At 50.1% G+C, this 25,263-nt stretch carries 22 protein-coding genes; 14 read left to right on the plus strand and 8 right to left on the minus strand.

The genetic code is table 11. From position 1 onward, the window contains the following. Positions 1 to 3: 3 nt before the first annotated feature. Positions 4 to 846 (plus strand): ABC transporter permease, encoded by an 843-nt coding sequence (locus ACP5D0_RS00070; protein ID WP_472363502.1) that lies wholly within the window; start codon positions 4 to 6, stop codon positions 844 to 846. On the opposite strand, the gene ACP5D0_RS00075 is transcribed toward ACP5D0_RS00070, so the two are convergent. Next, a complete protein-coding gene (locus ACP5D0_RS00075) occupies positions 790 to 3,597 on the minus strand; it encodes an EAL domain-containing protein (RefSeq protein ID WP_472363503.1) in 2,808 nt (935 codons plus the stop codon). The two genes, ACP5D0_RS00070 and ACP5D0_RS00075, sit on opposite strands and share 57 nt — an antisense overlap. Before the next feature lie 257 nt (positions 3,598 to 3,854). Between ACP5D0_RS00075 and nagZ the strand changes: the two genes are divergently transcribed. Both nagZ and ACP5D0_RS00085 read left to right on the plus strand, forming a co-directional pair. After that, positions 3,855 to 4,931, plus strand: a complete 1,077-nt coding sequence (gene nagZ / locus ACP5D0_RS00080; RefSeq protein ID WP_472363504.1) for a beta-N-acetylhexosaminidase — start codon at positions 3,855 to 3,857, stop codon at positions 4,929 to 4,931. Then, positions 4,928 to 6,250, plus strand: coding sequence for a mechanosensitive ion channel family protein (locus tag ACP5D0_RS00085; protein WP_472363505.1), 1,323 nt, complete (start codon positions 4,928 to 4,930; stop codon positions 6,248 to 6,250). Before nagZ ends, ACP5D0_RS00085 begins: the two co-directional genes overlap by 4 nt. A 113-nt stretch (positions 6,251 to 6,363) precedes the next feature. Here the strand turns inward: ACP5D0_RS00085 and murB are convergent, their stop codons facing one another. Further along, positions 6,364 to 7,395, minus strand: a complete 1,032-nt coding sequence (gene murB, locus ACP5D0_RS00090) for a UDP-N-acetylmuramate dehydrogenase (protein ID WP_472363506.1) — start codon at positions 7,393 to 7,395, stop codon at positions 6,364 to 6,366. Between the two features lie 51 nt (positions 7,396 to 7,446). Here murB and ACP5D0_RS00095 point away from each other — a divergent pair, with 51 nt between their 5' ends. Further along, positions 7,447 to 8,802 carry a sodium-dependent transporter gene (locus tag ACP5D0_RS00095; protein WP_472363507.1) on the plus strand — a complete coding sequence of 452 codons (1,356 nt, stop codon included), beginning with the start codon at positions 7,447 to 7,449 and terminating at the stop codon, positions 8,800 to 8,802. A 100-nt stretch (positions 8,803 to 8,902) separates the two neighbouring features. On the opposite strand, the gene ACP5D0_RS00100 is transcribed toward ACP5D0_RS00095, so the two are convergent. The 4 genes from ACP5D0_RS00100 to ACP5D0_RS00115 form a co-directional block, all read right to left on the minus strand. Next, positions 8,903 to 9,391 (minus strand): Crp/Fnr family transcriptional regulator, encoded by a 489-nt coding sequence (locus tag ACP5D0_RS00100; protein ID WP_472363508.1) that lies wholly within the window; start codon positions 9,389 to 9,391, stop codon positions 8,903 to 8,905. Between the two features lie 64 nt (positions 9,392 to 9,455). Beyond that, complete coding sequence (locus tag ACP5D0_RS00105; RefSeq protein ID WP_472363509.1) at positions 9,456 to 9,695, minus strand: hypothetical protein; 240 nt, start codon at positions 9,693 to 9,695, stop codon at positions 9,456 to 9,458. Beyond that, positions 9,696 to 10,832, minus strand: a complete 1,137-nt coding sequence (dapE, locus tag ACP5D0_RS00110; RefSeq protein WP_472363510.1) for a succinyl-diaminopimelate desuccinylase — start codon at positions 10,830 to 10,832, stop codon at positions 9,696 to 9,698. It lies immediately after the preceding gene. A gap of 1 nt (position 10,833) precedes the next feature. After that, positions 10,834 to 11,181 (minus strand): arsenate reductase, encoded by a 348-nt coding sequence (locus ACP5D0_RS00115; RefSeq protein ID WP_472363511.1) that lies wholly within the window; start codon positions 11,179 to 11,181, stop codon positions 10,834 to 10,836. Between the two features lie 162 nt (positions 11,182 to 11,343). Here ACP5D0_RS00115 and ACP5D0_RS00120 point away from each other — a divergent pair, with 162 nt between their 5' ends. Together ACP5D0_RS00120 and ACP5D0_RS00125 are read left to right on the plus strand one after the other, a co-directional pair. Then, positions 11,344 to 12,243, plus strand: a complete 900-nt coding sequence (locus ACP5D0_RS00120) for a DapH/DapD/GlmU-related protein (RefSeq protein WP_472363512.1) — start codon at positions 11,344 to 11,346, stop codon at positions 12,241 to 12,243. A gap of 99 nt (positions 12,244 to 12,342) precedes the next feature. After that, positions 12,343 to 12,759, plus strand: coding sequence for a VOC family protein (locus tag ACP5D0_RS00125; protein WP_472363513.1), 417 nt, complete (start codon positions 12,343 to 12,345; stop codon positions 12,757 to 12,759). Between the two features lie 52 nt (positions 12,760 to 12,811). On the opposite strand, the gene glnD is transcribed toward ACP5D0_RS00125, so the two are convergent. Together glnD and map are read right to left on the minus strand one after the other, a co-directional pair. Then, entirely contained in the window at positions 12,812 to 15,490 is a 2,679-nt protein-coding gene (glnD, locus tag ACP5D0_RS00130) for a [protein-PII] uridylyltransferase (RefSeq protein WP_472363514.1), read from the minus strand. 72 nt (positions 15,491 to 15,562) lie between these two features. Continuing rightward, positions 15,563 to 16,369: a type I methionyl aminopeptidase gene (gene map / locus ACP5D0_RS00135; RefSeq protein WP_472363515.1), complete on the minus strand. Its 807-nt coding sequence runs from the start codon at positions 16,367 to 16,369 to the stop codon at positions 15,563 to 15,565. A gap of 296 nt (positions 16,370 to 16,665) precedes the next feature. On the opposite strand from map, the gene rpsB reads away from it, so the two are divergent. The 8 genes from rpsB (at position 16,666) to bamA (ending at position 25,254) form a co-directional block, all read left to right on the plus strand. After that, positions 16,666 to 17,400, plus strand: a complete 735-nt coding sequence (rpsB, locus tag ACP5D0_RS00140; protein WP_472363516.1) for a 30S ribosomal protein S2 — start codon at positions 16,666 to 16,668, stop codon at positions 17,398 to 17,400. Between the two features lie 118 nt (positions 17,401 to 17,518). Next, positions 17,519 to 18,403 carry a translation elongation factor Ts gene (tsf, locus tag ACP5D0_RS00145; protein ID WP_472363517.1) on the plus strand — a complete coding sequence of 295 codons (885 nt, stop codon included), beginning with the start codon at positions 17,519 to 17,521 and terminating at the stop codon, positions 18,401 to 18,403. Between the two features lie 234 nt (positions 18,404 to 18,637). Beyond that, the gene (gene pyrH, locus ACP5D0_RS00150; protein ID WP_472363518.1) at positions 18,638 to 19,354 is read left to right on the plus strand and encodes a UMP kinase; all 717 of its coding nucleotides are present in this window, start codon (positions 18,638 to 18,640) and stop codon (positions 19,352 to 19,354) included. A 38-nt stretch (positions 19,355 to 19,392) separates the two neighbouring features. Next, positions 19,393 to 19,950 carry a ribosome recycling factor gene (gene frr, locus ACP5D0_RS00155; RefSeq protein WP_472363519.1) on the plus strand — a complete coding sequence of 186 codons (558 nt, stop codon included), beginning with the start codon at positions 19,393 to 19,395 and terminating at the stop codon, positions 19,948 to 19,950. A 118-nt stretch (positions 19,951 to 20,068) separates the two neighbouring features. Next, positions 20,069 to 20,803, plus strand: a complete 735-nt coding sequence (locus ACP5D0_RS00160; RefSeq protein WP_472363520.1) for an isoprenyl transferase — start codon at positions 20,069 to 20,071, stop codon at positions 20,801 to 20,803. Beyond that, positions 20,797 to 21,606 (plus strand): phosphatidate cytidylyltransferase, encoded by an 810-nt coding sequence (locus ACP5D0_RS00165; protein ID WP_472363521.1) that lies wholly within the window; start codon positions 20,797 to 20,799, stop codon positions 21,604 to 21,606. The genes ACP5D0_RS00160 and ACP5D0_RS00165 overlap by 7 nt, the downstream gene beginning before the upstream one ends. Next, on the plus strand, positions 21,603 to 22,973 hold the full coding sequence (rseP, locus tag ACP5D0_RS00170; RefSeq protein ID WP_472363522.1) for an RIP metalloprotease RseP: 1,371 nt from the start codon (positions 21,603 to 21,605) through the stop codon (positions 22,971 to 22,973). The genes ACP5D0_RS00165 and rseP overlap by 4 nt, the downstream gene beginning before the upstream one ends. Further along, positions 22,966 to 25,254 carry an outer membrane protein assembly factor BamA gene (gene bamA, locus ACP5D0_RS00175; RefSeq protein WP_472363523.1) on the plus strand — a complete coding sequence of 763 codons (2,289 nt, stop codon included), beginning with the start codon at positions 22,966 to 22,968 and terminating at the stop codon, positions 25,252 to 25,254. The genes rseP and bamA overlap by 8 nt, the downstream gene beginning before the upstream one ends. Positions 25,255 to 25,263: the final 9 nt, after the last annotated feature.

Genomic DNA, 25,263 nt, shown 5'->3' on the forward strand with positions numbered 1-25,263 from the left:
CAAATGAAGATTAGGCTTGTCTCCTACGTGACCGAGGGTCGCTGGTTTTATGGGGTTCCGTATTTGATTGTGCTGGCTTGGTTAGCGATGGCCGTGGGAGCCGCGTTTGTTGGAACCCAAGCCATAGAGGTGCAACTGGATCGCTTGCTGGCATTAGGCGATGCTCAGAGCTGGCTGGGCTATGATGAATTGGGTCGTCCCGTTTGGGATCGCCTGTTGATGGGGGCGCAAACCTCGTTACTGGTGGCGGTGTCGGTGGTGGTGTTTTCGGCGTTGATCGGCACCACTATTGGGGTTTACAGCGGTTATGTCGGTGGCTGGACGGATCGGCTGATTATGAAGGTGATTGATGTGTTTCTGGCTTTTCCCGGTCTGCTGCTGGCGATTGCGCTGGCGGCGGTGTTAGGGCCGGGCATCGAGAATGTGGTGATTGCGCTGGTGACGGTGGGGTGGGTCGGTTATGCCCGTTTGGCGCGGGCGCAGACGTTGAGTTTACGCCAACGCGAGCATATTCTCGCGGCCAAAGCGATGGCGGTGCCGACGCATTGGATTCTGTTTCGCCACTTGATTCCGTTGATGTTGGCACCCTTGGGCGTGGAGGCCACGTTTGGCATCGCCGGTGCGGTGATTTCGGAGGCAGGGTTGTCGTTTCTGGGCTTGGGGGTTCAGGCACCTGAGGCCTCTTGGGGGAATATGATTCGCGAAGGGACGCGCTATTTGCTGGTGGCACCGCATTTGGTGTGGGCACCCGGCCTGGCGTTAATGCTGGTGGTGTTGGGGGTGAATTTGTTAGGGGATCAGTGGCGGGATCGTTTGGATGTTCGTTCGCGGACGACTCGGATTTGAGGCGGTTGGCAGGGCTTTCAGTTTGGCGGTGGCATCGGCTTTGCTTAGAGGGTGACTGTAGAGATACCCTTGAATCAGGTGGCAGCCTTCGGCACGAACAAAGTCCCGCTGGGCTTCGGTTTCAATGCCTTCGGCAATAATCGCCAGATTCAGACTTTGGCTCATGGAAATAATGGCTTTGGTGATCTCGGCGTCGTCCTTGTCGTCCGGTAGGTCGCAGATGAAGGAACGGTCGATTTTGACTTTTGTAATCGGAAGGCGTTTTAAATACGCCAAAGAGGAATAGCCGGTGCCGAAATCGTCAATGGAGAGGGTGATGCCGCGCCGTCGGATTTGTTGCAGACGCTTGAGGGTGCTTTCAATATTTGTCATGACACAACTTTCCGTTATTTCAATTTCAATCCATTCCGGTAAACAGTCGTTTTTGTCCAGGAGCGCACTGAGTATTTGAGTGAATCGCGCTTCATGCAGTTGTTTGGCTGAAACATTGATGGCCAGCCGTCCCTGTGTCAATCCAGCGCGTCGCCATTCGGCAATGGTTTGTGTGGCCATGTCGATAACCTGCCGCCCCAGTTGCAAAATCAAACCGGTTTCTTCGGCGATGGGAATAAAGTCCTGCGGTGAAATGAGGCCGCGCTCTGGGTGAATCCAGCGTACCAGGGCTTCAAACCCGATGATGGTATCCGTGTCCACATCGTATTGCGGTTGATAGTAAAGCTCAAATTGGTTTTTGGCCATGGCCTCGCGCAGGTCATTTTCCATTGAAAGCCGTGCTACGGCGAGATCGGTCATTTCTTTGGTGTAGAAGTGATAGGTGTTCTTACCGTCCTCTTTGGCTTGATACATGGCGGCATCGGCGTTTTTTAATAATTGGTCGGCATCCATTCCGTCATGCGGAAAGACGGTGACGCCGATACTGGCGGTGATGTGGAAGACTTCTTCGCCGAGGTGAATGGGTGCCGAAAGCTGATGAATGATGCTGTCGATTGTATTGATAATCTCATTGTTATTTTTCAGTGCGTTCAGCAATACGCTGAATTCATCACCCCCCAATCGCGCCAGGCTGTCAAAACGTCGCAGGCATTTTCGTAGACGTTTGGCGCAAACGACTAGAACCTCATCTCCGCTGTTGTGACCGAAGGCATCGTTGATTTCCTTGAAGCGATCCAAGTCGATAAACAATACGGCCAATTTCGTCTGGTTGCGTTGTGCTTGATAAATGGCTTGATTGAGTCGATCTAAAAAGAGTGCGCGGTTCGGCAGATCGGTCAAAGGGTCGTGAAAGGCGATAAAATCGAGTTCGTTTTTCTGTTGTTTGACTTGATTTTGAATGGTGAGATAGTGGGTAATGTCGTGCCCGAGTTGTATCACATAAGCCGGTTTATTTTGAGCGTCGAGTAGCGGGGTGGCGCTCACTTCAAAGAAGTGGGTTTGCTGGTGGTCATCTTCGTACTCCAGAACGCTTTGGTGGTCACGGCTGTTCTGGAAAGTGTCCATGACGAGGGTGTGGCAGGCTTTTTGAAAGCGACCAATGGAATAGAGCTCGAACCGGTTCACGGCGTTGCGCAGGGTGTTTTGAGTAGCGGCTGGCGCGGTAAATGGGGGCTGTTTTGCCGCTTGGTTTATGAGAACTTTGATGGGCTGATGGTCGCGTATTTCGTAAACCGTCACGGCATCGGTCACGCCATCCATTACGTTTTGCAGGAATTGTTTTTGATCGGAAAGTTCTTCGGTTTTGAGCGCGACGGTTTCGGTTAAGTGGGTATTGAAGTCGAAAATTTGACGGGCACGGTTTTGATACGACCAGTAAAAATAGGAGATTAAAGCGAACAGGTACACCAGCAGCGTGAACAGATACAGGTAGAAGGGGTTGAAGGCTTTGAGATTTTGTTCAATCAACGACAGTGGGTAAAAAAAGAAGAAGTGTCCCATTGGGTCACCCGCGATATTGGGCTGTTTGTAAAAAACCACCAGCTGCTGGTGGCGATGATCGACAAAGTAAGGCTGTCGTTCGCTGTAGGCGAGCAGGTTATGCCGAGTGATGGTGTCGATTAAGTCGTTACGGGCATCTGGGTTGACCAGATACGCCGATCCAACAAAGCGCTTTGAAAAAGGGGTGTGAATCTGGTTTTTGTAGACGGGGTCGGCTAATAACACACTGTCGATATGGCGTTTTTTAAGGTGCGAGACCACGGGCGCAAATTTTCCGATGACTTCGAAAACCCCAACCAGTTGCTTGTTCTGTTGCTGTTTGTCATAGATGGGCACACTGGATTTAAAGGTCATGTCGTAGAGACCCGTGCTGACGACTTGGAGAATTTGCGGTGCTTGGAGCATTTTTTGCAGATCCCGTCTGGCATCGAGTACATTGTCGCCCCGCTTGGGCGTCCAACTTCGGTAAAAGCTGTTGCCGTCGCGATCGACAATGTGCAGCCAAAGGGGCTTTAAGTCGGAATGTTCGGCCAAAGTGTGCAGATAGTCTTGATAGGATAAATTGTTCGGGCTGTGCGTTATGAGCGCCTGTTTGAGTTGAGCGTCCTGCGCCAGCGATAACGCAATAAACGTGAGCTCGCTCATCTGGTTCTGGATGAGCGTATTCACAGTATTATGAATCTCCTGGGATTTTTGTTGATAGGCCAACTGGGTCATTTCGTGTTGCCGTTTGTCGGTATAGGCATGTAACCCGATGAGTACCACCAGCAAAATCAAAAGCGAAAACAATGTCGGGATGAGTATTTTGCTTTGCGGCATAAGTCTCTGGCTAATTTGTGGTGCAATTTTTTTCAGGCATTGAATTGGACGTTTTATTTGAGGTGTTCGTGAGTGTGTGTAATTCCCTAAACGCTAAAAAATGCCGGATACGACACGGGTTTCGGTCATTATAGCGAAGAATAACGGCCAGTGTTTGATAAAACCTTTCATTCAATGTGTGTTGTGTTGCCGTTGGGCTTAGGTTGGAAGCGAAATGCCGTTATAATCGTCGTTATGCCAAAAACGAGAACGAAAACATGATGAAAAAAATGCTGGGGCAGGCCATGCCGTTAGGGTGTGTAATGGTGGACATTGAAGGCATTGAATTGCAGACGCAGGAAGCGGAACGGCTCTTAGATCCTTTGGTCGGGGGGGTGATTTTATTCACGCGCAATTTTGAGTCAATGGCACAGCTTGAGGCGTTGACGGATCAAATTCATGCACTGCGCCACCCGAGATTATTGATTGGCGTGGATCACGAAGGGGGGCGAGTTCAGCGTTTCAGGGAGGGGTTTACGCGTTTACCCGCAATGGGGTTGCTTGGAGACGTCTTTCATTGCTCCGCTCAGGAGGCGCAGGCCATGGCTGAAACCGTGGGGTGGATGATGGCGACGGAGTTGCTCGCGGTGGGCGTGGATTTCAGCTTTGCGCCGGTGGTGGATCTGGATTACGGTGACAGTCGAGTGATTGGTGACCGATCGTTTGATCGGGATCCGGTCATTGTGGGGCAATTGGCATTGAGCGTGATGCAGGGTATGAAAAAAGCGGGCATGGCCTCAGTGGCGAAGCACTTTCCAGGGCATGGGTACATTCAGGCCGATTCGCACTTGGAAGTGGCGTTGGATGCACGTGATTTTAATACCATTGCACGAACCGATCTGCAGCCGTTTTTAAAGCTGATTGAGCATGGGGTGCAAGCGGTGATGCCGGCGCATGTGCGTTATCCGCAAGTGGACGATTGGCCAGCTGGGTTTTCGAGTGTCTGGTTACAGGAGGTGTTGCGCGGTCAGTGTCATTTTGATGGGGCGATTATCAGTGATGATTTGTCGATGCATGCAGCGGCGGCTTATGGTGAGGCACCGGAACGTGTGTCGCTGGCCTTGAAGGCTGGATGCGACCTGGTGCTGGTGTGCAATGACTCTATGGCTGCGGATGCGGTCTTGAGCCGGGTACGTTGGGAGTCGGATGCGGCTTCCCATGCACGCTTGATTCGATTGCACGGTAAAGGTACACTGCGCAGGCATCAGTTGTTGACGAACCCGTTATGGCAGTCGGCGGCTGCCCGAATTGAACATTTTCTGAACGAGCAGAATCAAAAGGTGCTATCGGTATGATTATAAATGAATTGATGAGTGTGTTTATTGGCCAGGTCTGGCATTCGCTGGCGACTATTGTGTCTAATCTATTTTCTGGATCGCTGTTGCAAGTGTCATCCGGTGGGGCGATGGACGAAATTAACCGGATTGGCGGCCTGAATGAAAAGGGTGCCACGGTGTTTGAGCAGATGGTGGGCGACTTAATGAACTTGTTGTTGGATTGGTATCCAGCACTTTGGGATGCTTCTCTTGCGGTGTTTGGCGGTCAGGTCTGGATCCCTTTGTTATTGTTTGTCCTGTTATTGACGTTTTTGGTTGATCTGGTGACTCGGTTGATTTTTCGGACATTGGATGGCAAGTTAAAGCGTCACAATAGGTTTTTCTTATCCTCGATTGTGATAGCCATGACCCGTCCGGTGGTGTTTTACATTTGGTTGTCGGGGTCGGTGCTGGCGCTCCTGACAATGATCAATCATTTCCAGATTTTTACTGAGCTGAAACCGCAGATTCTTGGTTTTCGATCCACTTTGGGTATTCTGGCCGTGGCCTGGTTCTCCGTGCGCTGGGTGGCTGAAATTGAAATTTACTTGAAGCAGCTCGAAGCCGAAGACCGTCGCTGGGATTCAGTGACCATTGAAGCCTTGTCGAAAATCATTAAATTAACCGTTTTTGTGGTGACCGGTTTGTTTGTGTTGAGCGAGCTGGGCTTGAATATCACCGGATTGGTGGCCTTCGGGGGTGTGGGCGCTATGGCCGTGGCCTTGGCCGGTAAGGACATTATCGGTAACCTCTTGGGCGGCATGATGCTCTATTGGGATAAACCGTTTTATGTCGGCGACTGGATCAGTTCGCCGGATCGCTCCATTGAGGGAACGGTGGAAAGTATCGGCTGGCGCATGACGGTGGTGCGTACCTTTGATAAGCGGCCGCTGTATATTCCAAATGGGATATTTTCCACTATCGCGGTGCAAAATCCGTCTCGTATGACCCACCGACGAATCTCTGAAACCATTGGTGTGCGTTATTGTGATGTGGATAAGGTGGCGTCCATTACCGCTGACATTAAAAAGATGTTAAGCGAGCATCCGGAAATCGACAGTACGCAAACCCTTATAGTGAACTTTGTAACCTATAATCACTCTTCGCTGGATATTATGGTGTATACCTTTACGAAAACAACCGTTTGGGTTCGATTCCATGAAGTGAAGGAAGATGTATTGCTTAAAATCGCTGAGATTATTGCGTCGCACAATGCAGAAATTGCCTTCCCAACACGCACTTTGTATGTTGAAGACAGTGTTAAGGTAGAATCGCCAGGCCTGGCAAAAACATCGTAAGCTTTGTAACCCGCTGTCACTCTGCCGCTAAAAAAAGGGGGGGGGACACATCATGGTAGACACGATTAGATAAGGGTGCGCAAGCGCCCTTTTTTGATGCGCTACGGCGCGAATCATTTCATAATAATGACTTCTTTTTCCAGATGAATGCCGTATTTGTGGTCGATGTCTTCTTGAATGCATTCGGCCAGATCAATGATGTCTTGCCCGTTGGCCTTGCCTAGGTTGACCAGTACCAAGGCGTGTTTTTCGGAAACACCGGCTTGTCTCAAGGTACGGCCTTTCCAGCCAGCCTGTTCAATTAGCCAAGCGGCGGGAATTTTGTATTCATTGTGAACCGTTTTGTGAAACGGGATATCGCCGTGAATGGCGGTGAGCTCTTGATAGTAGGCTTCGGTGATCAGCGGATTTTTAAAAAAGCTGCCAGCGTTGCCGTAAATGCGCGGATCGGGTACTTTGTTCTGACGAATATTGATAACAGTGTCAAAGACGTCAATGGAGCGAACGGCTTCCAGGTTGGGGAAGTCGTCAAGAACCGCTTCTTTGAGCGGATCATACACAAGATTAGGATGTCCGTAGCCTGCTTTTCGCAATCGAAACGTCACGCGGTGCACCAATAAACGGTTTTCAAACTCTTGCTTGAAAAGGCTGGTGCGATAACCAAAGTTGCATTCGCTGTTGCGATATTCCTGACGTTCACCCGTAAAGAGGTTTAAGGTTTGCACGCGCGTAATGGTATCGCGCGCTTCGGCACCGTAAGCACCGATGTTTTGAACCGGTGCGGCTCCGACGGTGCCCGGAATCATGGCGAGATTTTCCAATCCCCAGTAGCCGTTTTCAACCGTATATTTTACAAATTCGTGCCATTGCATGCCGGCTCCGACCGATAGCCAGATGTTTTCGGCATCTTCTTTCATCACCCGAATTTTGTCAAACTGACAGGTGACCACCACCTTTTCCATATCTTGAGTGAAGAGGATATTGCTGCCGCCGCCCATAATGACCCACGGGAGCACGGCGAGTTTCATATCCGATCGAAGCACCGGGATGTCGGATTGCTTGCTGATTTCGACAAAATACTGCGTTTTGATGTCGATTTTGAAGGTGTTTCGGTCTTTTAGGGAATAATTCGCATGAATATGCATATCTGATATAATTTTGTAACAAATAAGTAAGGTTATTATAAAGGAATAATGATGGCGCAGTTGAAACTTTCAACCCAAGCATGGACATCCCAAACCGTTTTTATCTTGGCAGCGATTGGTTCCGCGGTCGGTTTGGGCAATCTTTGGAAGTTTCCCTACATTACCGGTGAAAACGGCGGTGGAGCCTTTGTGTTGGTTTACCTTTTGTGCATCCTGTTGATTGGTTTGCCGATTTTGATTGCCGAAATCACCATTGGTCGAGCTGGACAGGCCAGTCCACCGCAAGCGGTTGCTAATATTGTTCGTACAAAAGGTGCCAGCCGCGGGTGGGTGTTTTTAGGCTTTAATGCTGTTATGGGCGGTTTACTGATTTTGACCTTCTACTCGGTGATCGCGGGCTGGGGATTGGCGTATTTTGTGGACAGCTTGACAGGTGCTTTTCAAGGCATGGATGGCAATCAAGCGCAGCAGTATTTCGATGACTTTGTGGCCAGTCCGACGGGATTGACGTTCTGGCATTCCATGATCATGCTGATGACGATTCTGATCGTTGTCAAAGGGGTGCGCAGCGGCATTGAACGCGCCATTAACTTTATGATGCCCGCGCTAATTGTGATTCTTGCGGTTCTGCTGGGGTATGCCGCCACCAATGGTGCCTTGGCAGAAAGCGCGGCCTTTTTGTTTTATCCCGATTTTTCCGAGTTGACCACCCAGTCGGTTCTGGTTGCACTGGGGCATGCTTTTTTTACCTTGAGTCTCGGCTTCGGCACCATGATGGTGTACGGGTCTTATATGCCGAAAGACTATTCCATTGTGCGTGCCAGTTTGTGGATCGTGGCGGCGGATACCGTCATTGCTCTGGTGGCAGGCCTGGTGATTTTCTCGATTGTGTTTGGAAATGGCTTGGAAGCGGGTTCCGGCCCGGGGTTATTGTTTCAGACCTTGCCGATTGCCTTTGGGCAGATGACTGGCGGTTGGTTTTTTGGCACTTTGTTTTTTGGGATGGTGGTGTTTGCCGCCTTGAGCTCAGCCATTTCCATGATTGAACCGGCCATTAGCTGGTTTGAGCAGAACTGGGGCTTTACACGCCGAAAAGCCGCTTGGTCGCTGGGGTTGTTTTCCTGGTTTCTGGGGCTGGGCAGTGTCTTGTCGTTCAATCTATGGCAAAACGTGCATTTCTGGCAGGATAAAACCTTTTTTGGCCTGATGGACTTTTTGACGTCGAATGTGATGCTGCCGCTGGGGGGCATGTTCACGGCACTATTTGTCGGCTGGGTCTGGACGCAATCCGAACGGGATGCCGCTTCCGGTATGCCCGCCCGTTGGTCGCCCACTTATTCGATTCTGACCAAATATGTGGCACCGATTTTGGTGTTTATTGTGTTCTTTGAAAGCGTGGCGGCCTGAGGCGGTAACGTTACACGGTCAGCATGAAAACAAAAAAGCGGGCGCTGGCCCGCCTTTTTGTGCTTGTTTTTTGTGCTTGTTCTGTGTGAGCACGCCTTTTTCAGTATTGCGCCATGTAGCTGCTTTGGATGTGCTTTTGCATTTCCAGGTTTTCTTGCAGCATTTTGCGTTGCAGCTTGTGCGAGAAGCGCAGAATGGAGCGCATGACGTTGAACATCAGTTTTGGGTTCTGCTCGACCAGTGCTTCGAATTCATCGCGATGCAGAATCAAGACGGTTGAATGCGATTGTGCTTGCAGGCGCATGGTGTGGGCGATGCCGTCCAGAAAACTCAGTTCACCGATCAGCGCACCTTTTTTTAAGGTGTTGATGTGCAAGTTTTTTTCATGGCTGATGGGCTTGAGAATTTCAAGCTTGCCTTCGACCAGAATGTAGAGGTTGCCGTCTAGGGTATCCGGTTCGAATAACACTTCTTCTTTGGCCAGTGTGCGTTGTTTGACGATGTCCGACAGCGCTTCACAGTCTTGCTGGGTTAAATCGGCGCCGAGCACGGATTCGGCAATCAGTTGAGTTTCAGCGGGTTTTGACATAAAGCGACTCCTAGTTTTACATGGTTATTAGTTTGAATTTCGTGACGTTTGCGCGGCCCCTGAGTCACTCGTCTGAGTGCAAGCTGGGCGGTGCGGCTTGATCGAGCCGCTCAACCGGAAAAAAGGTGTCAAAGAAAAAGGACAGGCCGACACTGAAGACGAGAATCAACACAAACACGATGAGAATGGATCTGGCCTGTTTGTTGTCGATGAATTTTTCTTTCCATTTTTCCTGTTTGACGTAAGGCCAGATTAATAGAATGAAAACGATCAGCGCGAGAAGTTGCAGAATAATGGACAGCAATCAGTTCACCAATAAGTTGATTAAAATGTGTTCGTAAATATCCGTCAGTTGATTTAAGTCGTTCACATTCACGCGCTCATTGAGCTGGTGAATGGTGGCATTTAACGGCCCGAGTTCAATGACTTGTGCACCGGTTTGTGCGATAAAGCGGCCGTCCGATGTTCCCCCGCCGGTGGAAAGCTGGGTTTCCAAGCCGGTTTTTTGCCGGATGGCCTCGGAAACCGCTTGAATCAACGCGCCTTCCGCTGGAGTAATAAAGGGTAAACCGGACAAATTCCATTGTAAATCATATTGAAATTCGCAGCCATCCAAAATGGTATGGACGGCTTGTTTCAGACTGTCCGGGGTTTGTTCGGTGGAAAAGCGAAAGTTGAAATCCACGACGCAGTCGCCGGGAATGACATTGGTGGCACCGGTGCCGGAATGGATATTGGAAACCTGAAATGAGGTGGGCGGAAAGTATTCGTTGCCGGTGTCCCAAACGGTGTCCGTCAGGATTTTCAGTGCTGGGGCAAAGGCGTGAATTGGGTTTTCGGCTAATTCGGGATAGGCAATGTGACCTTGAGTGCCTTTAACGGTCAAGCGACCGCTAAGCGATCCCCGACGGCCGTTTTTGATGGAATCGCCCAGTTGCTGACTACTGGACGGCTCGCCTACTAAGCAGTAGTCGTATTTTTCACCGCGCGCTTCCAGTGCTTCAACGACCTTGACGGTGCCGTCCACCGCAGGGCCTTCTTCGTCACTGGTAATCAAAAAGCCTATCGAGCCTTTATGGTTAGGATATTCGCTGAGGAAGCGTTTGGTGGCGACCATAAAGCAGGCAATGCTGCTTTTCATGTCGGCGGCACCACGGCCGTATAGATTGCCATTTTCATCAATGTGGGCGGAAAAGGGTGGGTATTGCCACTGATCGGCCGGGCCGGTGGGCACCACGTCGGTGTGGCCGGCAAATACGATGACAGGCTTGGCTTCACCGCGTCGTGCCCAGAGATTGCTGACCTCGCCAAACGGCATCGGTTCGATTTGGAATCCCAAGGGGCGAAGGTAATCGGCAATCACTTGTTGGCAGCCGTTATCGTTTGGTGTCACGGATTCGATTTGAATTAATTGTTGGGCGAGTTGGATGGTTTCGGTCATTCTAGGTGTTCTTTTGGTATTCGGTTTCGTTAAACCCAAACAGCAGGGCGGTGTCGGTTTGCAGCACTGGGCGTTTAATCAGTGTTGGCATCTCGGCGAGTAAGGCCAAGTTGTCACCCGCCATGAGTTGGTGTTTTTGTTCGTCACTCAGTTGTTTCCAAGCGGTGCTGCGTTTATTGACAATGACGTCCATCGGCTGACGATTTTGCCAGGCCTGAAGGGTGTCGAGCGTGAGCGGGTTTTTGCGGAAATCGTGAAATTGATAGTCGAGGTGTTGCGCCTCAAGAAATCGGCGGGCTTTTCGCACGGTATCGCAATTGGGAATGCCGTATAGGGTGATCGGGTTCATTCTGGTTTTCCGAGGTTGAGTTCTTATTATTCTGCTATTTTAATCCATTTTAGAGTGGTTTGAGGGGGAAGATGGTGTCTTTCTCCGGCAGAACGACTTCTCTGTTTTGGTCAGAAACGGTATACTTTGCGTTTTGATTTTGAATGTTAAGAGAAGACTATTATGACGATTAAGCGAGTCGGTCATCGTTACAGCGATGCCAAAACGGGTGCCACTTTGGATGTTTGGTTTCCACGTTCCAATAAAGAAATTGCGCGCAACTGTCTGGCGTTGAAAGCCGGCATCATTAAAAGCGATTTTGTGATGGTTGAGATCGCTTCGGTGGACGCTGCGCCGACCTCGGCGGAAGACGCTTATTTGCGCCTGCATTTGTTGTCGGAATGCGCTTACAAGCCGCATGAGATTAATCTGGACGGTGTATTTGGTTTATTGAGCAATGTGGCCTGGACCAGTGCTGGACCGGTGTTACCGTCGGAGGTGGAGAACCTGCGTGAAGCGATTGCGGAAGAACCGATTCAGTTGACGATCACCTCGATTGATAAGTTCCCGCGCATGGTGGATTATGTGATTCCGGAAGGGGTGCGTATCGGCGATGCGGATCGTGTTCGTCTGGGGGCGCATTTGGCACCGGGCACGACGATTATGCACGAAGGCTTCTGTAACTTTAATGCCGGCACCTTGGGGAATTCCATGGTGGAAGGCCGCATCAGCGCCGGTGTGGTGGTGGGCGAAAACACCGACATCGGTGGTGGCGCTTCCATTATGGGCACGCTGTCTGGCGGTGGAAAACAGGTGATTTCCATGGGGCAGCGTAATCTGTTGGGCGCGAATGCAGGCCTGGGCATTTCGTTGGGTGACGATTGCATTGTTGAGTCCGGTCTGTATTTAACGGCGGGCACCAAAGTGAAAATGCCGGACGGTTCCATCGTGTCCGCACGTGATTTGTCGGGGCAGTCCAAGTTGTTGTTCCGTCGCCACAGTCAGACCGGCGAGGTGCAGGCGATTATGACGGACGGTACGGTTTGGGGCGGCTTGAACGAAGCGCTTCACAGTAACGACTGATGCTAAATTCATAACAACGCCTTCCGTTGTGTGAATACAATGAACCCAGCCTCGGAGCTGGGTTTTTTATGCGTTTTGAAAATGGAACAGGAGAAAAAGATGGCTAAGGTCATGGGGTTGGATCATGTCAGTATTCTTGTGGCGGATGCGCAGGCCAGTTTGAATTTTTATCAAAGTTTGCTGGGCTTGTCGTTGTTGCAACGACCGGATTTGGGGTTCCCGGGCTATTGGCTGGATCTGTTAAATGGTCAGAGTTTGCATATTATGCAACTGCCAAATCCGAACGCTGAAACCAGTCGGCCGGAACATGGCGGGCGGGATTTTCACTTTGCCTTGTGCGTGGACTCGGTGGCTGACTATGAGGCGCATTTGCAACAACACGGCTTGACCTACAGCCGGAGTCGTTCTGGACGAAAAGCTCTGTTTGTCAAAGATTTGGATGGCAATGCGTTTGAACTGTTTGAGGTGGGTGATAAGTCGAAAAGCGCAAAGGGGGAAAGTGACCAGGCCTGGTAAAATGCGTTTTTGCCAGGCCGGGTGAATTGAGGTGCTTTTTGCGTTAATCGCCTCAGGCGTTATTACGTTCAATGTGATCCAGCAAGGCTATTTTCAGGGTTTCTTGAACGTGATGGGCGTGAATCGACTGGTGGCCGGTTGAGCTGATCATAAAGACGTCTTCTGCTTTTTCGCCGACGGTGTTGATTTTGGCATCGTGCACCCGTATCCGGCATTGTTTAAAGGCTTGCCCGATCCGCGCCAGCAGGCCGGGGATGTCTTTGGTGGTGAGGCTGAGTTCGGTCAGTTCATCACTGACTTCCTGAAAGTGAATTTCGGTGGGTGTGTGAAAGACGCGGGTGCGTCTGGGTTCCGGCTGCGGCGAGGGTTGCAGGCCAGTGTCGAATCGCAGTTGGTCTTTCAAGGTGTGTTCGATTTCATGTAGGATCATGTCGTCGGTAATGCACAGGTGTTCGTGGTTGAGCAGGTAAATAATGACCAGTGTCATGTTTTCCGTGCCGGAGTAGATTTTCGCCTCCACGATGTTCAGCCCAAGGCGGTCGAGTATTTGCGTGAATTGGGCGAACAGATAGTCACGGTCGTGCATATAGATAATCAGTTCGGTGGCACCGCGAGACGTTGTGGGCTGGAGATGGATGTTGATATGCGCCCGGTCTTCGTGATAAAGCACCTGGGTGATGCGGGCGATTTCAGCCGGATTTTGACGATTGAAAAAATCGGTTTGTTCAAACGATTGCCAGAAAGCTTGAAAATCAGAAGGGCGCCAGCCTTTGCTTTTGAGCAGTTCGCTGGCTTTTTCTTTATTAAAAATGGCCTGTTTGGTTCGGTCTCTGGGTTGCGTTGAAGTGGCGTCCAAGGCTTCGGTGGTGTTGTGATACAGTTGCAGAAACAGTTGGTTTTTCCAATCGTTCCAGACATCGTCGGACGTGGAACGTACGTCCGCCAAGGTGAGCAAGTAGAGGTAGTCGAGACGCTCTTGGGTGCCGACTTTTTCAGCAAACCGAGCAATGACGTCTGGGTCGGACAAGTCTTTTTTCTGGGCGACATAAGAAAAGTCCAGATGCCGCAGCACCAGCCAGCTGAGCAGTTCCGAGTCGTTTTTGTTGAGATTGTGTTTGAAGCTGAACTCTTTGGCATCTAAAGCCCCCAGCTTTTCGTGGGCACCGTTGCGCCCCTTGGCGATGTCGTGAAACAGCCCCGCCAACAGGAGAATTTCCGGCTTACAGAGTTGCTTGGCAATCTGATGCGCGGTAGGGAATTCATAGGCGTAGTGGTTGACGAAAAAGCGCCGCAGGTTGCGAATCACCAGAATGGTGTGCTCATCCACCGTGTAGGCGTGAAAGATGTTAAATTGCATTAACCCAGTGATTTTTTTGAAACTGGGGAGGTAGGCACCGAGAATGCCGTAGGCATACATGCGTTTGATGGCGGCATTGACGCCTTTCGGTTGGCGGAAAATTTCAATGAACAGCGCTTTGTTGATGGGGTCGGAGCGAAACTGGTCGTCGATCAGGTGCAGGTGGTTTCGGATCAAGCGAATGGTGCGTGATCGGATGCCTTGTATCAGATGTTGGTAGTTTTCAATAATAATGAAGATTTCCAGCAGCGCCGTCGGGTTTTTGGCAAATAGGTTGGTTTTAATAACGTCTAAATAATGGTTGACGATGCGGAAGCGGGGGTTGATTTGTTCAATCCGGTCTTCCTGAGTGCGAAAAATTTCTTCCTGAAAGTGTTGCAGTAGAATTTCATTGAGCCGAGCGACAATGTGAACGTTTTGATAATAGGGTTTCATAAAGGTTTCCACGGCTTTGACACTGTCTTGGCTGGATAGATTAGGGTAGAGTTTTTCTGCCAGCTGTTGTTGGTTGTCGAACAGCAAGCGGTCTTCGTGGCGTTTTTTAAGGCGATGCAGCGCGAAGCGGATACGGTTGAGATAAAGGTAGGCCGCTTGAATTTCCTGAAATTCTTTTTGACTGATAAAGTTATGCTGCATGAGTTCTTGAAGCGAGTTGGCACCGAAATGACGCTTGGCCACCCAAAGAAGGGTTTGAATATCGCGTAACCCGCCTGGGCTTTCCTTGATGTTGGGTTCCAGTTGGTAGAGGGTGTTGTGATAACGTTTGTGTCGGCGCTTTTGTTCTTCCATTTTGGCGTCAAAAAATGTTTGGCTGGGCCAAAAATCTTTGCGGTTAAACAGGTTTTGTAGGTTGGAAAATTGTTCGTAATCGCCCGTCAGCCATCGTGCTTCCAGCAAGTTGGTGGCGGTGGAGACGTTTTCCTGCCCCGAAATAAGGCATTCTTCAAGGGTGCGCACGGCATGACCCACTTCGAACCCGAGATCCCACAGAAAGGTGATGAACTGAATGATGTTTTGCTGGAGGCCGTCGTCATGCTCGCCGAGGATCAGCAAGTCTATGTCGGAATAGGGTTGCAATTCGCCGCGCCCGTAACCGCCAACGGCGATAAGCGTCAAATGGTGTCCGCTGTCTTTCGGCAGACAGTGTTGCCATATTTTTTTGAGCAGTTGGTCGATAAAAGAAGTGCGCTCTTTGATTAAGGCCTCAATGGAGCGTCCCTGATCGAATTTGGCAAACTGCTGTTCGTTGAAGGTCTGCAAAAGCCGTTTGCCGCTTTCCAGTACCTCTGGGCGCTGGGAGTGTGTGAGGTGGTAGATGAAGCTGGGAATGGTGCTCGGATCCTGAGGGGTGTCTTGGGACTGGTCGTTGGACATGCAAGTATCCTTAATGTCGTCGAGTGGGTTGGCTCCGGCTCCGTTGCCGTGGTTGTCATTAATGTGAAGGCATTAGGGCAAAACCGGTGTTTCGCCAGGTCTGAGGGTGAACACTTCATAGCCGTCATCGGTGACGGCGAGCGTGTGCTCCCATTGCGCGGAGAGTTTTCGATCGGCGGTTTTGACAGGGAAAATGGTGTTTTCCGGATGTTTTTTATTGGGGCCAAGCGTTTTCACATCGGCTTTGCCTTGGTTGATCATGGGTTCAATGGTGAACACCATTCCGGGTTGGAGTACAATTTCTTTGAGTTCCGGTTGGGTATAGTGCACCACTTGAGGTTCTTCATGGAATTCGGAGCCGATGCCGTGGCCGCAATATTCTTTGACCACAGAGAAGCCGTTGTTATGCGCGTGGGTTTCGATGGCTTCGGCCACCTCATACAAGGTAGCACCGGGTTTGACGGCTTGAATGCCGAGCCACAGGCACTCGTGGGCGACGCGGCACAGACGATGCGCGAAAGGTTTGACTGAACCGACTTCGAACATCATGCTGTTGTCGCCGTAGTAACCGTCTTTAATAACGGTGACATCGATATTGACAATGTCACCGTTTTTCAGCTTTTTACTGTGATCCGGTATGCCGTGGCACACCACGTCGTTAATGGAAATGCAGCTTTCCGCGGGAAATCCGTGGTAGCCGAGGGTGGCGGAAAGCGTGCCCTGTTCTTCGCGCATGAAGCGCGCCATAATATCGTTCAGCTCACCGGTGGTGATGCCCGCTTGTACGTGGGGTTCAATCATGACCAGTACGTCTGCGGCCAGTTGGCCAGCGATGCGAAGTTTTTCCAGTTCGTTTTGCGTTTTAATTTTGATTGCCATAATGGGTCCAGATAGTCAATAGGATAGTCGTTATTCCAGAAGTCTTACGTTTTGAGGGTAGGTTAAAAGACTTGAAAAAAACGAGGCGGCGTGTTATAAATGCGCCGCCTTTTTGAATGAGGCTATTTTAACAAAAAAACCACACGTCTGCCGAGACATCAAGCGGGGTGCCGCATCAAGCTTTTCGACGTCGGAAATAGCGCCAGCGTTATTTTAAGAAAGATTAAGACAGTCGGGTTTGAGGACGGTTCGTTTGATGGGCAGGTGGAGGCTTAACCCAAAATCTGGAGAAAATCATGGCTAAAGTGACAATGCGTCAAATGTTGGAAGCGGGTGTTCATTTCGGGCACCAGACACGTTATTGGAACCCAAAAATGGGGCCTTACATTTTTGGTGCGCGCAATAAAATTCATATTATCAACCTGGAAAAAACCCTGCCGCTGTTCAACGATGCGTTGAACTTTTTAGGCGGTGTTGCCGCTAAAAAAGGCACAGTGCTGTTTGTGGGCACCAAACGTGCCGCGGGTGATTTGGTGGCCGAAGAAGCTAAACGCTGCGGCATGCCTTATGTGAATCACCGTTGGTTGGGTGGTATGCTGACTAATTTCAAGACCATTAAACAGTCCATTAAGAACCTGAAAGACTTGGAAACTCAGGCGCAAGATGGCACCTTTGAGAAGATTACCAAAAAAGAAGCGCTGATGCGCACACGTCAGAAAGAAAAGTTGGAATTGTCGTTGGGCGGTATCAAGGACATGCGTGCCATGCCGGATGCTATTTTTATTATCGATACCGGTAACGAGAAGATTGCGATTCAAGAAGCGAAGAATTTGGGCATTCCGGTTGTGGGCGTGGTGGATACCAATAACGATCCAAATGGCGTTGATTACGTGATTCCAGGAAACGACGATGCGGTTCGTGCCGTGTCTTTGTACCTGTCATCTGTGGCGGATGCCATTATCGAAGGCAAAGGTTCAATTGCGACTGCGGTTGAAAGCGATGAGTTTGTGGAAGAGCAAGCCGAAGCCTAATTTTTTAGCCCACTTTTGGGGTGAGTCCGCGCCAGACGGCGCGGCAGATGAAAATACCAGGCCTGGTCATTATTTCCAGGCTTTTTAGTTGATTTCAATTTAGTTTAGGGGTCTCGAAATGGCTGTTACAGCATCAATGGTGAAAGAATTGCGCGAAATGACCGGCGCAGGAATGATGGATTGTAAGAAAGCATTGGGTGAAACCGATGGTAATATGGAAGAAGCGATCGAATTTCTTCGCAAAAAAGGCATGGCCGGTGCGGATAAGAAAGCGGGTCGCACAGCGGCGGAAGGGGTGATTGCCATTGCCGTTTCCGACGACAAGAAGAAAGCGGCCATCGTTGAAGTAAACTGTGAGACCGATTTTGTCGCTAAAGGCGACGAGTTCAAAACGTTTGCCGATGAAATTGCGGCGATTGTGTTGTCATCAGGCAAAACCGATATTGAAGCCTTGTTGTCTGAAACCATGGCGAATGGTCAAACAATCGATGAAAGACGTCGTGAGTTGGTGGGTAAAGTCGGTGAAAACATGGCGGTACGTCGCGTAGAGTTGATCGAAACGACCGGTGAAATTGGTCAGTATCAACATGGCGAAAAAATCGGTGTGGTGGTGGCCATGAATGGCGGTGACGAAACTTTGACGCGTGACGTGGCGATGCACATTGCAGCGGCGAAGCCAGCGGCCATTTCGTCTAATGATGTGGATCCGGAAGTTTTGGAGAAAGAGCGTAAGTTCCAAATCGAACAGGCTCAGGATTCCGGTAAGCCAGCTGAAATCATTGAAAAAATGATCGAAGGACGTATGCGCAAGTATCTGGAAGAGATCACGCTTCTGGGGCAGGCGTTTGTTAAAGACCCGGATCAAACGGTTGAGAAGTTGTTGAAATCTTCCGATGCCTCCGTGTCGCATTTTGTTCGCTTGGAAGTAGGCGAAGGGATTGAGATCGAAGAAACCAATTTTGCAGACGAGGTAGCCGCTGCCGCTGCCGCTGTTAAAGGTTAATATGGTTTTGGGTTCATGGCGCTGAACAAGCGCAATCGAACCCAATTAGGTCGCATTAGGCTTTGTTGGGTCGTGTTAGGCCTTGTTTTATGATGAAAAGCCATGGTAAGCAACTGAGTTTATCATGGCTTTTTTGTAACTTTTTTTTGCGATTTGTCTCGAAAGTCATTTTATAATGCTTTCCATTTCAAAGCGGTTTGCAAGTCAATAATTCAAAATGGTTTAAGGTGGGTCATGTCATTGAAATATCAACGAGTGCTGTTAAAGTTCAGCGGTGAAGCCTTGATGGGGCAGGGGCAGTTTGGGCTTGAAGCGGCTACGCTGCGAAAAGTGGTGGGCGAAGTGAAAGCGTTGCATGAACTGGGTGTGGAAGTCGGTTTGGTGGTTGGGGGTGGCAACATCTTTCGCGGTGCCCAGATTGCCGGTTCCGGGATTCAGCGAACCACTGGAGACCAGATGGGGATGATGGCCACTGTGATTAATGCTTTGGCTTTGCGGGACGTGATTGAAGACATGGGCATGTCGGCGGTGATTTATTCGGCGATGGGCATTGAAGGGGTGTCCCATGGGTTTAATGCCAATCAGGTCAAAAAAGGGTTGCAAACGGGGCAGGTCGCCATTTTTGCGGCGGGCACCGGCAGCCCTTTCTTTACCACTGATACGGCGGCCGCCTTGAGAGGCATAGAGATTGATGCCGATATTGTGCTTAAAGCGACCAAGGTGGATGGTATTTATACGGCGGATCCGGCGAAGGATCCGAGTGCTGAGCGATTGGCGGTGCTGAGTTACGATGAGGTGATTCAGCGTAATCTGCAGGTGATGGATATGACGGCTTTTGTGCTGTGCCGTGATCACAATATGCCGATTCGTGTGTTTGATATGTTTAAAGAAGAAGCGGTCATTCGCATCGTGCGCGGAGAGGATGAAGGTACGTTGGTGCACGCAGGCTGAGCGGGTCATTAGTTTCATGTTTAAGGAGAGTAAAAGAAATGTTGAACGATATTTTTAAGGATGCCGATGAGCGGATGTCTAAATCGGTGGAAAATTTGGCCAGTAATTTCGCTAAAATCCGCACAGGTCGAGCGCATCCGAGTATTTTGGATGCCATTAAAGTCGATTATTACGGTTCTGACGTGCCGATCAGCCAGGTTGCGAACGTCAATGTGGAAGATGCGCGTACTTTGACGGTGCAGCCTTGGGAGCAGACGATGGTGTCGGTGGTGGAAAAGGCGATTATGACCTCGGATTTGGGGATTAATCCGGTGACGACGGGCAATATGATGCGTATTCCGATGCCACCTTTGACAGAAGAGCGTCGTAAGGAGTTTATTAAGCTGGCGCGTTCCGAAGCGGAACAGTCTAAAGTGGCGGTGCGTAATATCCGTCGTGATGCCAATGCCGATTTTAAGGCTTTGAACAAGGATAAGGACATTACCGATGATGAGTTGCGTCAGGCCGAGGAGCGGATTCAAAAAGCCACCGATGCGCACGTAACCGAAATCGATAAGATGTTGGCGGAAAAAGAAACCAGTCTGATGGAAATTTAAGCTGAAATTTTCCGGTTATTGCGGCATAATGAGCCGTTAATGATCAATTGCGGCCTGTCTTGGCTTTCGCCTAGAGAGGCCGTTTTTGTTTGAACACATCATTCGGCTAGGAACACTTTTGAGTCAAGGTCAACCGACAGCAAGCATCCCAAAACACATTGCGATTATTATGGATGGTAATGGTCGCTGGGCGAAAAAACGACTGCTTCCGCGCTTTGTGGGGCACCAGAAAGGCGTGAATGCCGTTAAGCGTGTTGTGGCGCGATGTGGTGAACTGGGCGTGGAGTCGCTGACGCTGTTTGCCTTCAGCACTGAAAACTGGAAGCGCCCTCAGGAAGAAGTCAATAAGCTGATGGGGCTGTTTCTAATGGCGCTGCAGAAAGAAGTGGCTAAACTGCATGAAAATAAAGTGCGTTTAAACGTCATTGGTGATCGCAGTGCTTTCAGTGATGACATTCAGGCACATATTCTCAAAGCCGAAGCCTTAACGGCGGATAATTCCGCACTGACATTGAATATTGCGGCCAATTACGGTGGCCGTTGGGATATTGTTCAAGCGGTTCAGGCCTGGCAGAAAGCGCATCCCGATAAGCCGATCACTGAGTTGAATGAAAAGGCGCTGTCTGAGTACGTTTGCTTGGCGGAACAGTCGGTGCCGGATTTATTGATTCGAACCGGTGGCGAGCAACGCATCAGCAATTTTTTAATTTGGCAGATGGCGTATGCCGAGTTTTATTTTACCGATGAACTTTGGCCGGATTTTGACGCCGCTTCTATTGATCGAGCCGTGGCGTCTTTTCAGCGGCGCGAACGCCGCTTTGGCAAAACCAGTGAGCAGGTGTCGACATGTTGATGCAGCGCGTGATTACCGCTACCTTACTCTTTGCAGGGGTCTTGGCCTTATTATTTTCGGAAAACGACCAGGCCTGGTTTGTTTTTGTGTTACTGTCCACCTTGATTTGCGCCTGGGAATGGGCCGGTTTAGCGGCGATAAAACGCCCGTGGCAGCGTTGGATGTATGCTTTGCTGGTGGTTGCGCTCAGTGCATGGTTGGCACTGAGCGCCAGTGTTCACGTCAGTGAGTGGATGACGTTGACGGTGACGGTCATAATGGTCGCAGCGGTGCTGGTGTATCAAGCCACGGCGGGGGCATACAGTGTGCGATCGCAGCTGGGGATTTTGTCGCTGGGCGGCTTGGTGCTGGCCAATTTTGCAGTGCTGTTGGTAGCGTTTTTGGAGCATTATTCACCGTTGATTTTGCTGTTGAGTCTATTTGTCATCTGGGCGATTGATACCGGCGCCTATTTTTCGGGGCGCCGCTTTGGGCGACGCAAACTGGCGCCGCACGTCAGCCCTGGTAAAACCTGGGAAGGGGTTTTGGGGGGTGGCTTGCTGGCCTTTGTTGTGGCTTGGTTGGGGCTGATCTGGCTGGCACCTAGCTTGTCCATTTCGTATGCACTGGCGGCCTTGTGTTTTGCCGCCGTGGCGCTGGTGTCCGTTTTTGGCGATTTATTTGAGAGTCTGTTAAAGCGGCAAGCGGGTTTGAAGGATAGCAGTCGCATTTTGCCTGGGCATGGTGGCTTGCTGGATCGCGCGGATAGCCTGTTAATCGCTGTGCCGATGTTCTTTTTTGTGTGGACGTGGATTCGGCTATGACGATACTCTGGTCTGTTTTAGGCTTTATTGTCGCCATGGGTATTTTGGTGACCATTCACGAATGGGGGCATTATATTGTCGCGCGTGCTTTTAATATTAAGGTGACGCATTTTTCGTTGGGGTTCGGTAAAGTGTTTTACCGTCGGCAGTGGGGCGAAACCCAGTTTCAGTTGAGCGTTGTGCCGTTGGGCGGTTACGTCCGCTTTGTGGATGAGCGAGAAGGGCCGGTAGCACCGGAAGATCGCGCCAGAGCTTTTAACCGTCAAAGTGTCTATCGTCGCTTTGCGGTGGTGGCCGCGGGACCGGTTGTCAATCTGGTGTTTGCATGGCTGGCCTTTTCGCTGATTTATTTCTCAGGTGTTTCGGGGTTAAAGCCGGTGTTTCAGAGTATCCCGCCGAAAACGCCTTTGGCCGAAGCCATGCCGAATAATGACCAGGCCTGGCAGGTTTTGAGTGTCAATGAACAATCGGTTCTGGATTGGCGTGCGGTCTATCAGCAGGTGCTGCAGGCACTGGCGGGCAAACAATCGTATCTGGATGTGCAGGTGCAGCCGTTAAACGGCGGCCAGGATCAGAATTTGATATTGCCTTTGAAGGGATTGGATATTAATCAGCCCGAGCAGGATTGGTTGAGTTCCTTGGGGTTTCGGCCGGAGTACCCTCCTTTTCAACCAGTCATTAACCAGGTTGTTGCAGGCTCCCCGGCTGAAAATATGGGGCTTGAGACCGGTGATCGTGTGGTGAAAATTGACGGTTATGCAGTTGATGATTGGTCTCAGTTGGTTGAATATGTGCGCAGCCACCCAAGTAAACCAGTAGAATTGCAGGTTGATCGTAACGGGCGTTCCGTTACGTTGGCAGGCGTGTTGGGGGAAGTGTCCTCTGGGCAAACGCCCGTGGGGCGTCTCGGAGCCTCGGTTCAATTGGATGAAGCGGCTTTGGCACCCTATCGCATCACACAGTCGTTTGGCCTGTTGGCGTCGCTGGAAAAAGGTTGGCAGCATACGGTCGGTTTTGTGGATATGACGTTGAATATGATTCGGGGGATGTTGTTCGGCGATGTCTCACTCCAGAATCTTTCCGGGCCGGTCAGTATTGCCGAATTTTCCGGCAAAGCGATGCAGTCGGGCTGGGTGTCTTTTCTCACCTTGTTAGGTCTGTTAAGTTTGAGCCTAGGGATTTTGAATTTATTGCCAATTCCGGTTTTGGATGGCGGGCACCTTATGTTTTATCTGGTGGAGATGCTTAAAGGCTCTCCTGTGAGTGAGGCGGTAGAAGTAGCGGCACAGAAAGTGGGTTTGGCTTTGATTCTGACGCTCACTTTTTTTGCATTATTTAATGATGTGGTACGAATTTCGAATGGGTAAACAGTTTACACAGGTTGTGTTTTGGCTGACATTATGGGTTTGGCCCTTTGTCTCTATTCAGGCAGCCGATTTTGCGGTGCAAAATATTCAGGTTGAAGGGAATAAGCGAATCAGTTTTGAAACCATTCGCAGTTATTTGCCGGTGGACGTGGGTGAGACCCTGACGCCGAAAAAAGTTGAACAGAGTATTGATGCGCTTTATCGCACGGGCTTTTTTCGGGACATTGCTATGTTTGAAGACGCTGATGGCGTTCTGCTGATTCGTGTCATAGAACGGCCTTCGATTGCTGAAATCAAAATTGAAGGGAATGATCTCATAAAAACCGAGGACATGAATATGGCCTTGGATTCTTTAGGCATTAAGCAGGGACGGATATTCAATGATACCCAGATGGATCGAGTGGTGCTGGATTTGCGACGTCGTTATCAGAATCAGGGCTACTATGCTGCGGAAGTGGATATAGAAGTGACCGATTTGCCCCGAAATCGTGTGGGTTTGCTGATTAAAGTGGAAGAGGGCAAGCCTGCCAGTATTGGTCGTATTACACTGGTTGGCAACCATACCTATGAAGACGATCGTTTGAAGTCGGCCATTGCGCTGTCTGAATCAGCGATGATTGGCGATTCCGATAAGTATGCCAAACCCAAGTTGCAGGCGGATATTGAAACCTTACGTTCCTATTATATGGACAGAGGGTTTGCTGAATTTGAAGTCATTTCATCCCAGGTCAGTTTGTCGCTGGACAAAACGCAGGTGTTCTTGACAATTAATGTCAAAGAAGGCGATCAGTTTACGGTTTCGTCCATTGATTTTTCAGGGGAAACCATTATTACGGAAGACGAGCTGGAAGCGTTGCTTGAAATCGAAGAGGGTGAGTTCTACTCGCGCAGTCAGATAGTCGCCACGGTGAATGCCATACGAGACCGTTTGAGTGAAGAAGGTTATGCTTTTGCCGAGATCGAGCCGCTGACGAAGCTGGACAAGGATAATCGTCTGGCCGCGCTGGATTTCCGCATTGAGCCAAAAAGTCGGGTCTATGTCCGTCGTATTCGTCTTGAGGGCAATACCCGCACGCAGGATCATGTGATCCGGCGGGAATTGCGTCAATTTGAAAGTGCGCCCTATTCGTTAAAAGCCGTGAGACGCTCAAATACCCGTTTGAATCGCTTGGGGTATTTCAAAACCGCTAAAATCGAAACGGATCGAATTGCTAAGGACTTAGTGGATCTTGTGGTGAAGGTGGAAGAGCAATCGACCGGTTCCTTTAACGCCGGTGTCGGCTATTCACAGGTCGATGGCATCAGTTTCACGCTGGGGGTGACGGAGCGAAATATTCTCGGTACGGGCTATCGTGGTAATCTTGACGGTACTTACAGTGCCTCGACCAAGAGTGCGAATATTGGCTTGACCAATCCGTATTTTACTGAGGATGGCGTGTCGCTGGGCGGTGGGCTGTATTATCGGGAAATCGACGCTTCTGAATTGGATGTCGCCAATTACACCACCAACAATTTTGGGGTGCGTTTGACAATGGGCTATCCGATCAGCGAGTGGAGTAATTTAAACTACGGTACGAGATTCGACCATCTTTCCTTACAATGTAACGATGACTTCACCTACTGTAATGAATATGTCGATGAATACGGTACAGATTACGATTCGGTGCGACTGACCATGGGCTGGAGCTACGATACCAAAAACGCTTTTTATTTTCCGACGCGCGGTCAACGTACCAGTTTGAGTGGTGAAGTGGCGATTCCGACCAACTCAACGATTTCGTTCTACAAGTTGTATGCGAATGAAACCTTTTATGTGCCAATTACCGATATTTTTACGTTCCGCCTAAAAGGGGATCTGGCGTATGCCGGTGGAATGGACGGTTCCCCAGTGCCGTTTTTTGAAAATTTTTATGCCGGTGGTATTGGAACGGTGCGCGGGTATGAGCCGAATTCACTTGGGCCGCGCTATAACCAGGCAACGGATGGTTCCGATGACCCGACCGGTGCGCCCATTCGAATCATCACCAACGCCGAGCTCATTTTCCCGATGCCGTTTATTGAGGATTCCACTAACCTGCGTTTGAGTGTGTTTGCCGATGCCGGCAATGTGTTTACCGATTGGGAAGCGGTGGATTTGCCGGAATTTCGCTCATCCCTCGGCATGGGGGTGTCTTGGATAACCCCAGTCGGACCTTTGGCCTTCAGCTTCGCGAAGGCGTTAAACGCTTCCAAAGACGACAAAACTCAAGTGTTTCAGTTTAACCTAGGGATGCCGATGTAAAGGCGATGT

Source organism: Hydrogenovibrio sp., from assembly GCF_049975065.1.
Lineage (GTDB): Bacteria > Pseudomonadota > Gammaproteobacteria > Thiomicrospirales > Thiomicrospiraceae > Hydrogenovibrio.

Bases quoted from the DNA above. Each gene is read 5' to 3' on its own strand.
- rseP (WP_472363522.1), top strand. From the start codon at position 21,603: ATGACGATACTCTGGTCTGTTTTAGGCTTTATTGTCGCCATGGGTATT.
- map (WP_472363515.1), bottom strand. From the start codon at position 16,369: ATGGCAATCAAAATTAAAACGCAAAACGAACTGGAAAAACTTCGCATC.
- ACP5D0_RS00070 (WP_472363502.1), top strand. From the start codon at position 4: ATGAAGATTAGGCTTGTCTCCTACGTGACCGAGGGTCGCTGGTTTTAT.
- frr (WP_472363519.1), top strand. From the start codon at position 19,393: ATGTTGAACGATATTTTTAAGGATGCCGATGAGCGGATGTCTAAATCG.
- ACP5D0_RS00120 (WP_472363512.1), top strand. From the start codon at position 11,344: ATGACGATTAAGCGAGTCGGTCATCGTTACAGCGATGCCAAAACGGGT.
- ACP5D0_RS00085 (WP_472363505.1), top strand. From the start codon at position 4,928: ATGATTATAAATGAATTGATGAGTGTGTTTATTGGCCAGGTCTGGCAT.
- ACP5D0_RS00115 (WP_472363511.1), bottom strand. From the start codon at position 11,181: ATGAACCCGATCACCCTATACGGCATTCCCAATTGCGATACCGTGCGA.
- nagZ (WP_472363504.1), top strand. From the start codon at position 3,855: ATGATGAAAAAAATGCTGGGGCAGGCCATGCCGTTAGGGTGTGTAATG.
- bamA (WP_472363523.1), top strand. From the start codon at position 22,966: ATGGGTAAACAGTTTACACAGGTTGTGTTTTGGCTGACATTATGGGTT.
- pyrH (WP_472363518.1), top strand. From the start codon at position 18,638: ATGTCATTGAAATATCAACGAGTGCTGTTAAAGTTCAGCGGTGAAGCC.
- ACP5D0_RS00125 (WP_472363513.1), top strand. From the start codon at position 12,343: ATGGCTAAGGTCATGGGGTTGGATCATGTCAGTATTCTTGTGGCGGAT.
- ACP5D0_RS00165 (WP_472363521.1), top strand. From the start codon at position 20,797: ATGTTGATGCAGCGCGTGATTACCGCTACCTTACTCTTTGCAGGGGTC.
- glnD (WP_472363514.1), bottom strand. From the start codon at position 15,490: ATGTCCAACGACCAGTCCCAAGACACCCCTCAGGATCCGAGCACCATT.
- ACP5D0_RS00100 (WP_472363508.1), bottom strand. From the start codon at position 9,391: ATGTCAAAACCCGCTGAAACTCAACTGATTGCCGAATCCGTGCTCGGC.
- rpsB (WP_472363516.1), top strand. From the start codon at position 16,666: ATGGCTAAAGTGACAATGCGTCAAATGTTGGAAGCGGGTGTTCATTTC.
- ACP5D0_RS00075 (WP_472363503.1), bottom strand. From the start codon at position 3,597: ATGCCGCAAAGCAAAATACTCATCCCGACATTGTTTTCGCTTTTGATT.
- murB (WP_472363506.1), bottom strand. From the start codon at position 7,395: ATGCATATTCATGCGAATTATTCCCTAAAAGACCGAAACACCTTCAAA.
- tsf (WP_472363517.1), top strand. From the start codon at position 17,519: ATGGCTGTTACAGCATCAATGGTGAAAGAATTGCGCGAAATGACCGGC.
- ACP5D0_RS00095 (WP_472363507.1), top strand. From the start codon at position 7,447: ATGGCGCAGTTGAAACTTTCAACCCAAGCATGGACATCCCAAACCGTT.
- dapE (WP_472363510.1), bottom strand. From the start codon at position 10,832: ATGACCGAAACCATCCAACTCGCCCAACAATTAATTCAAATCGAATCC.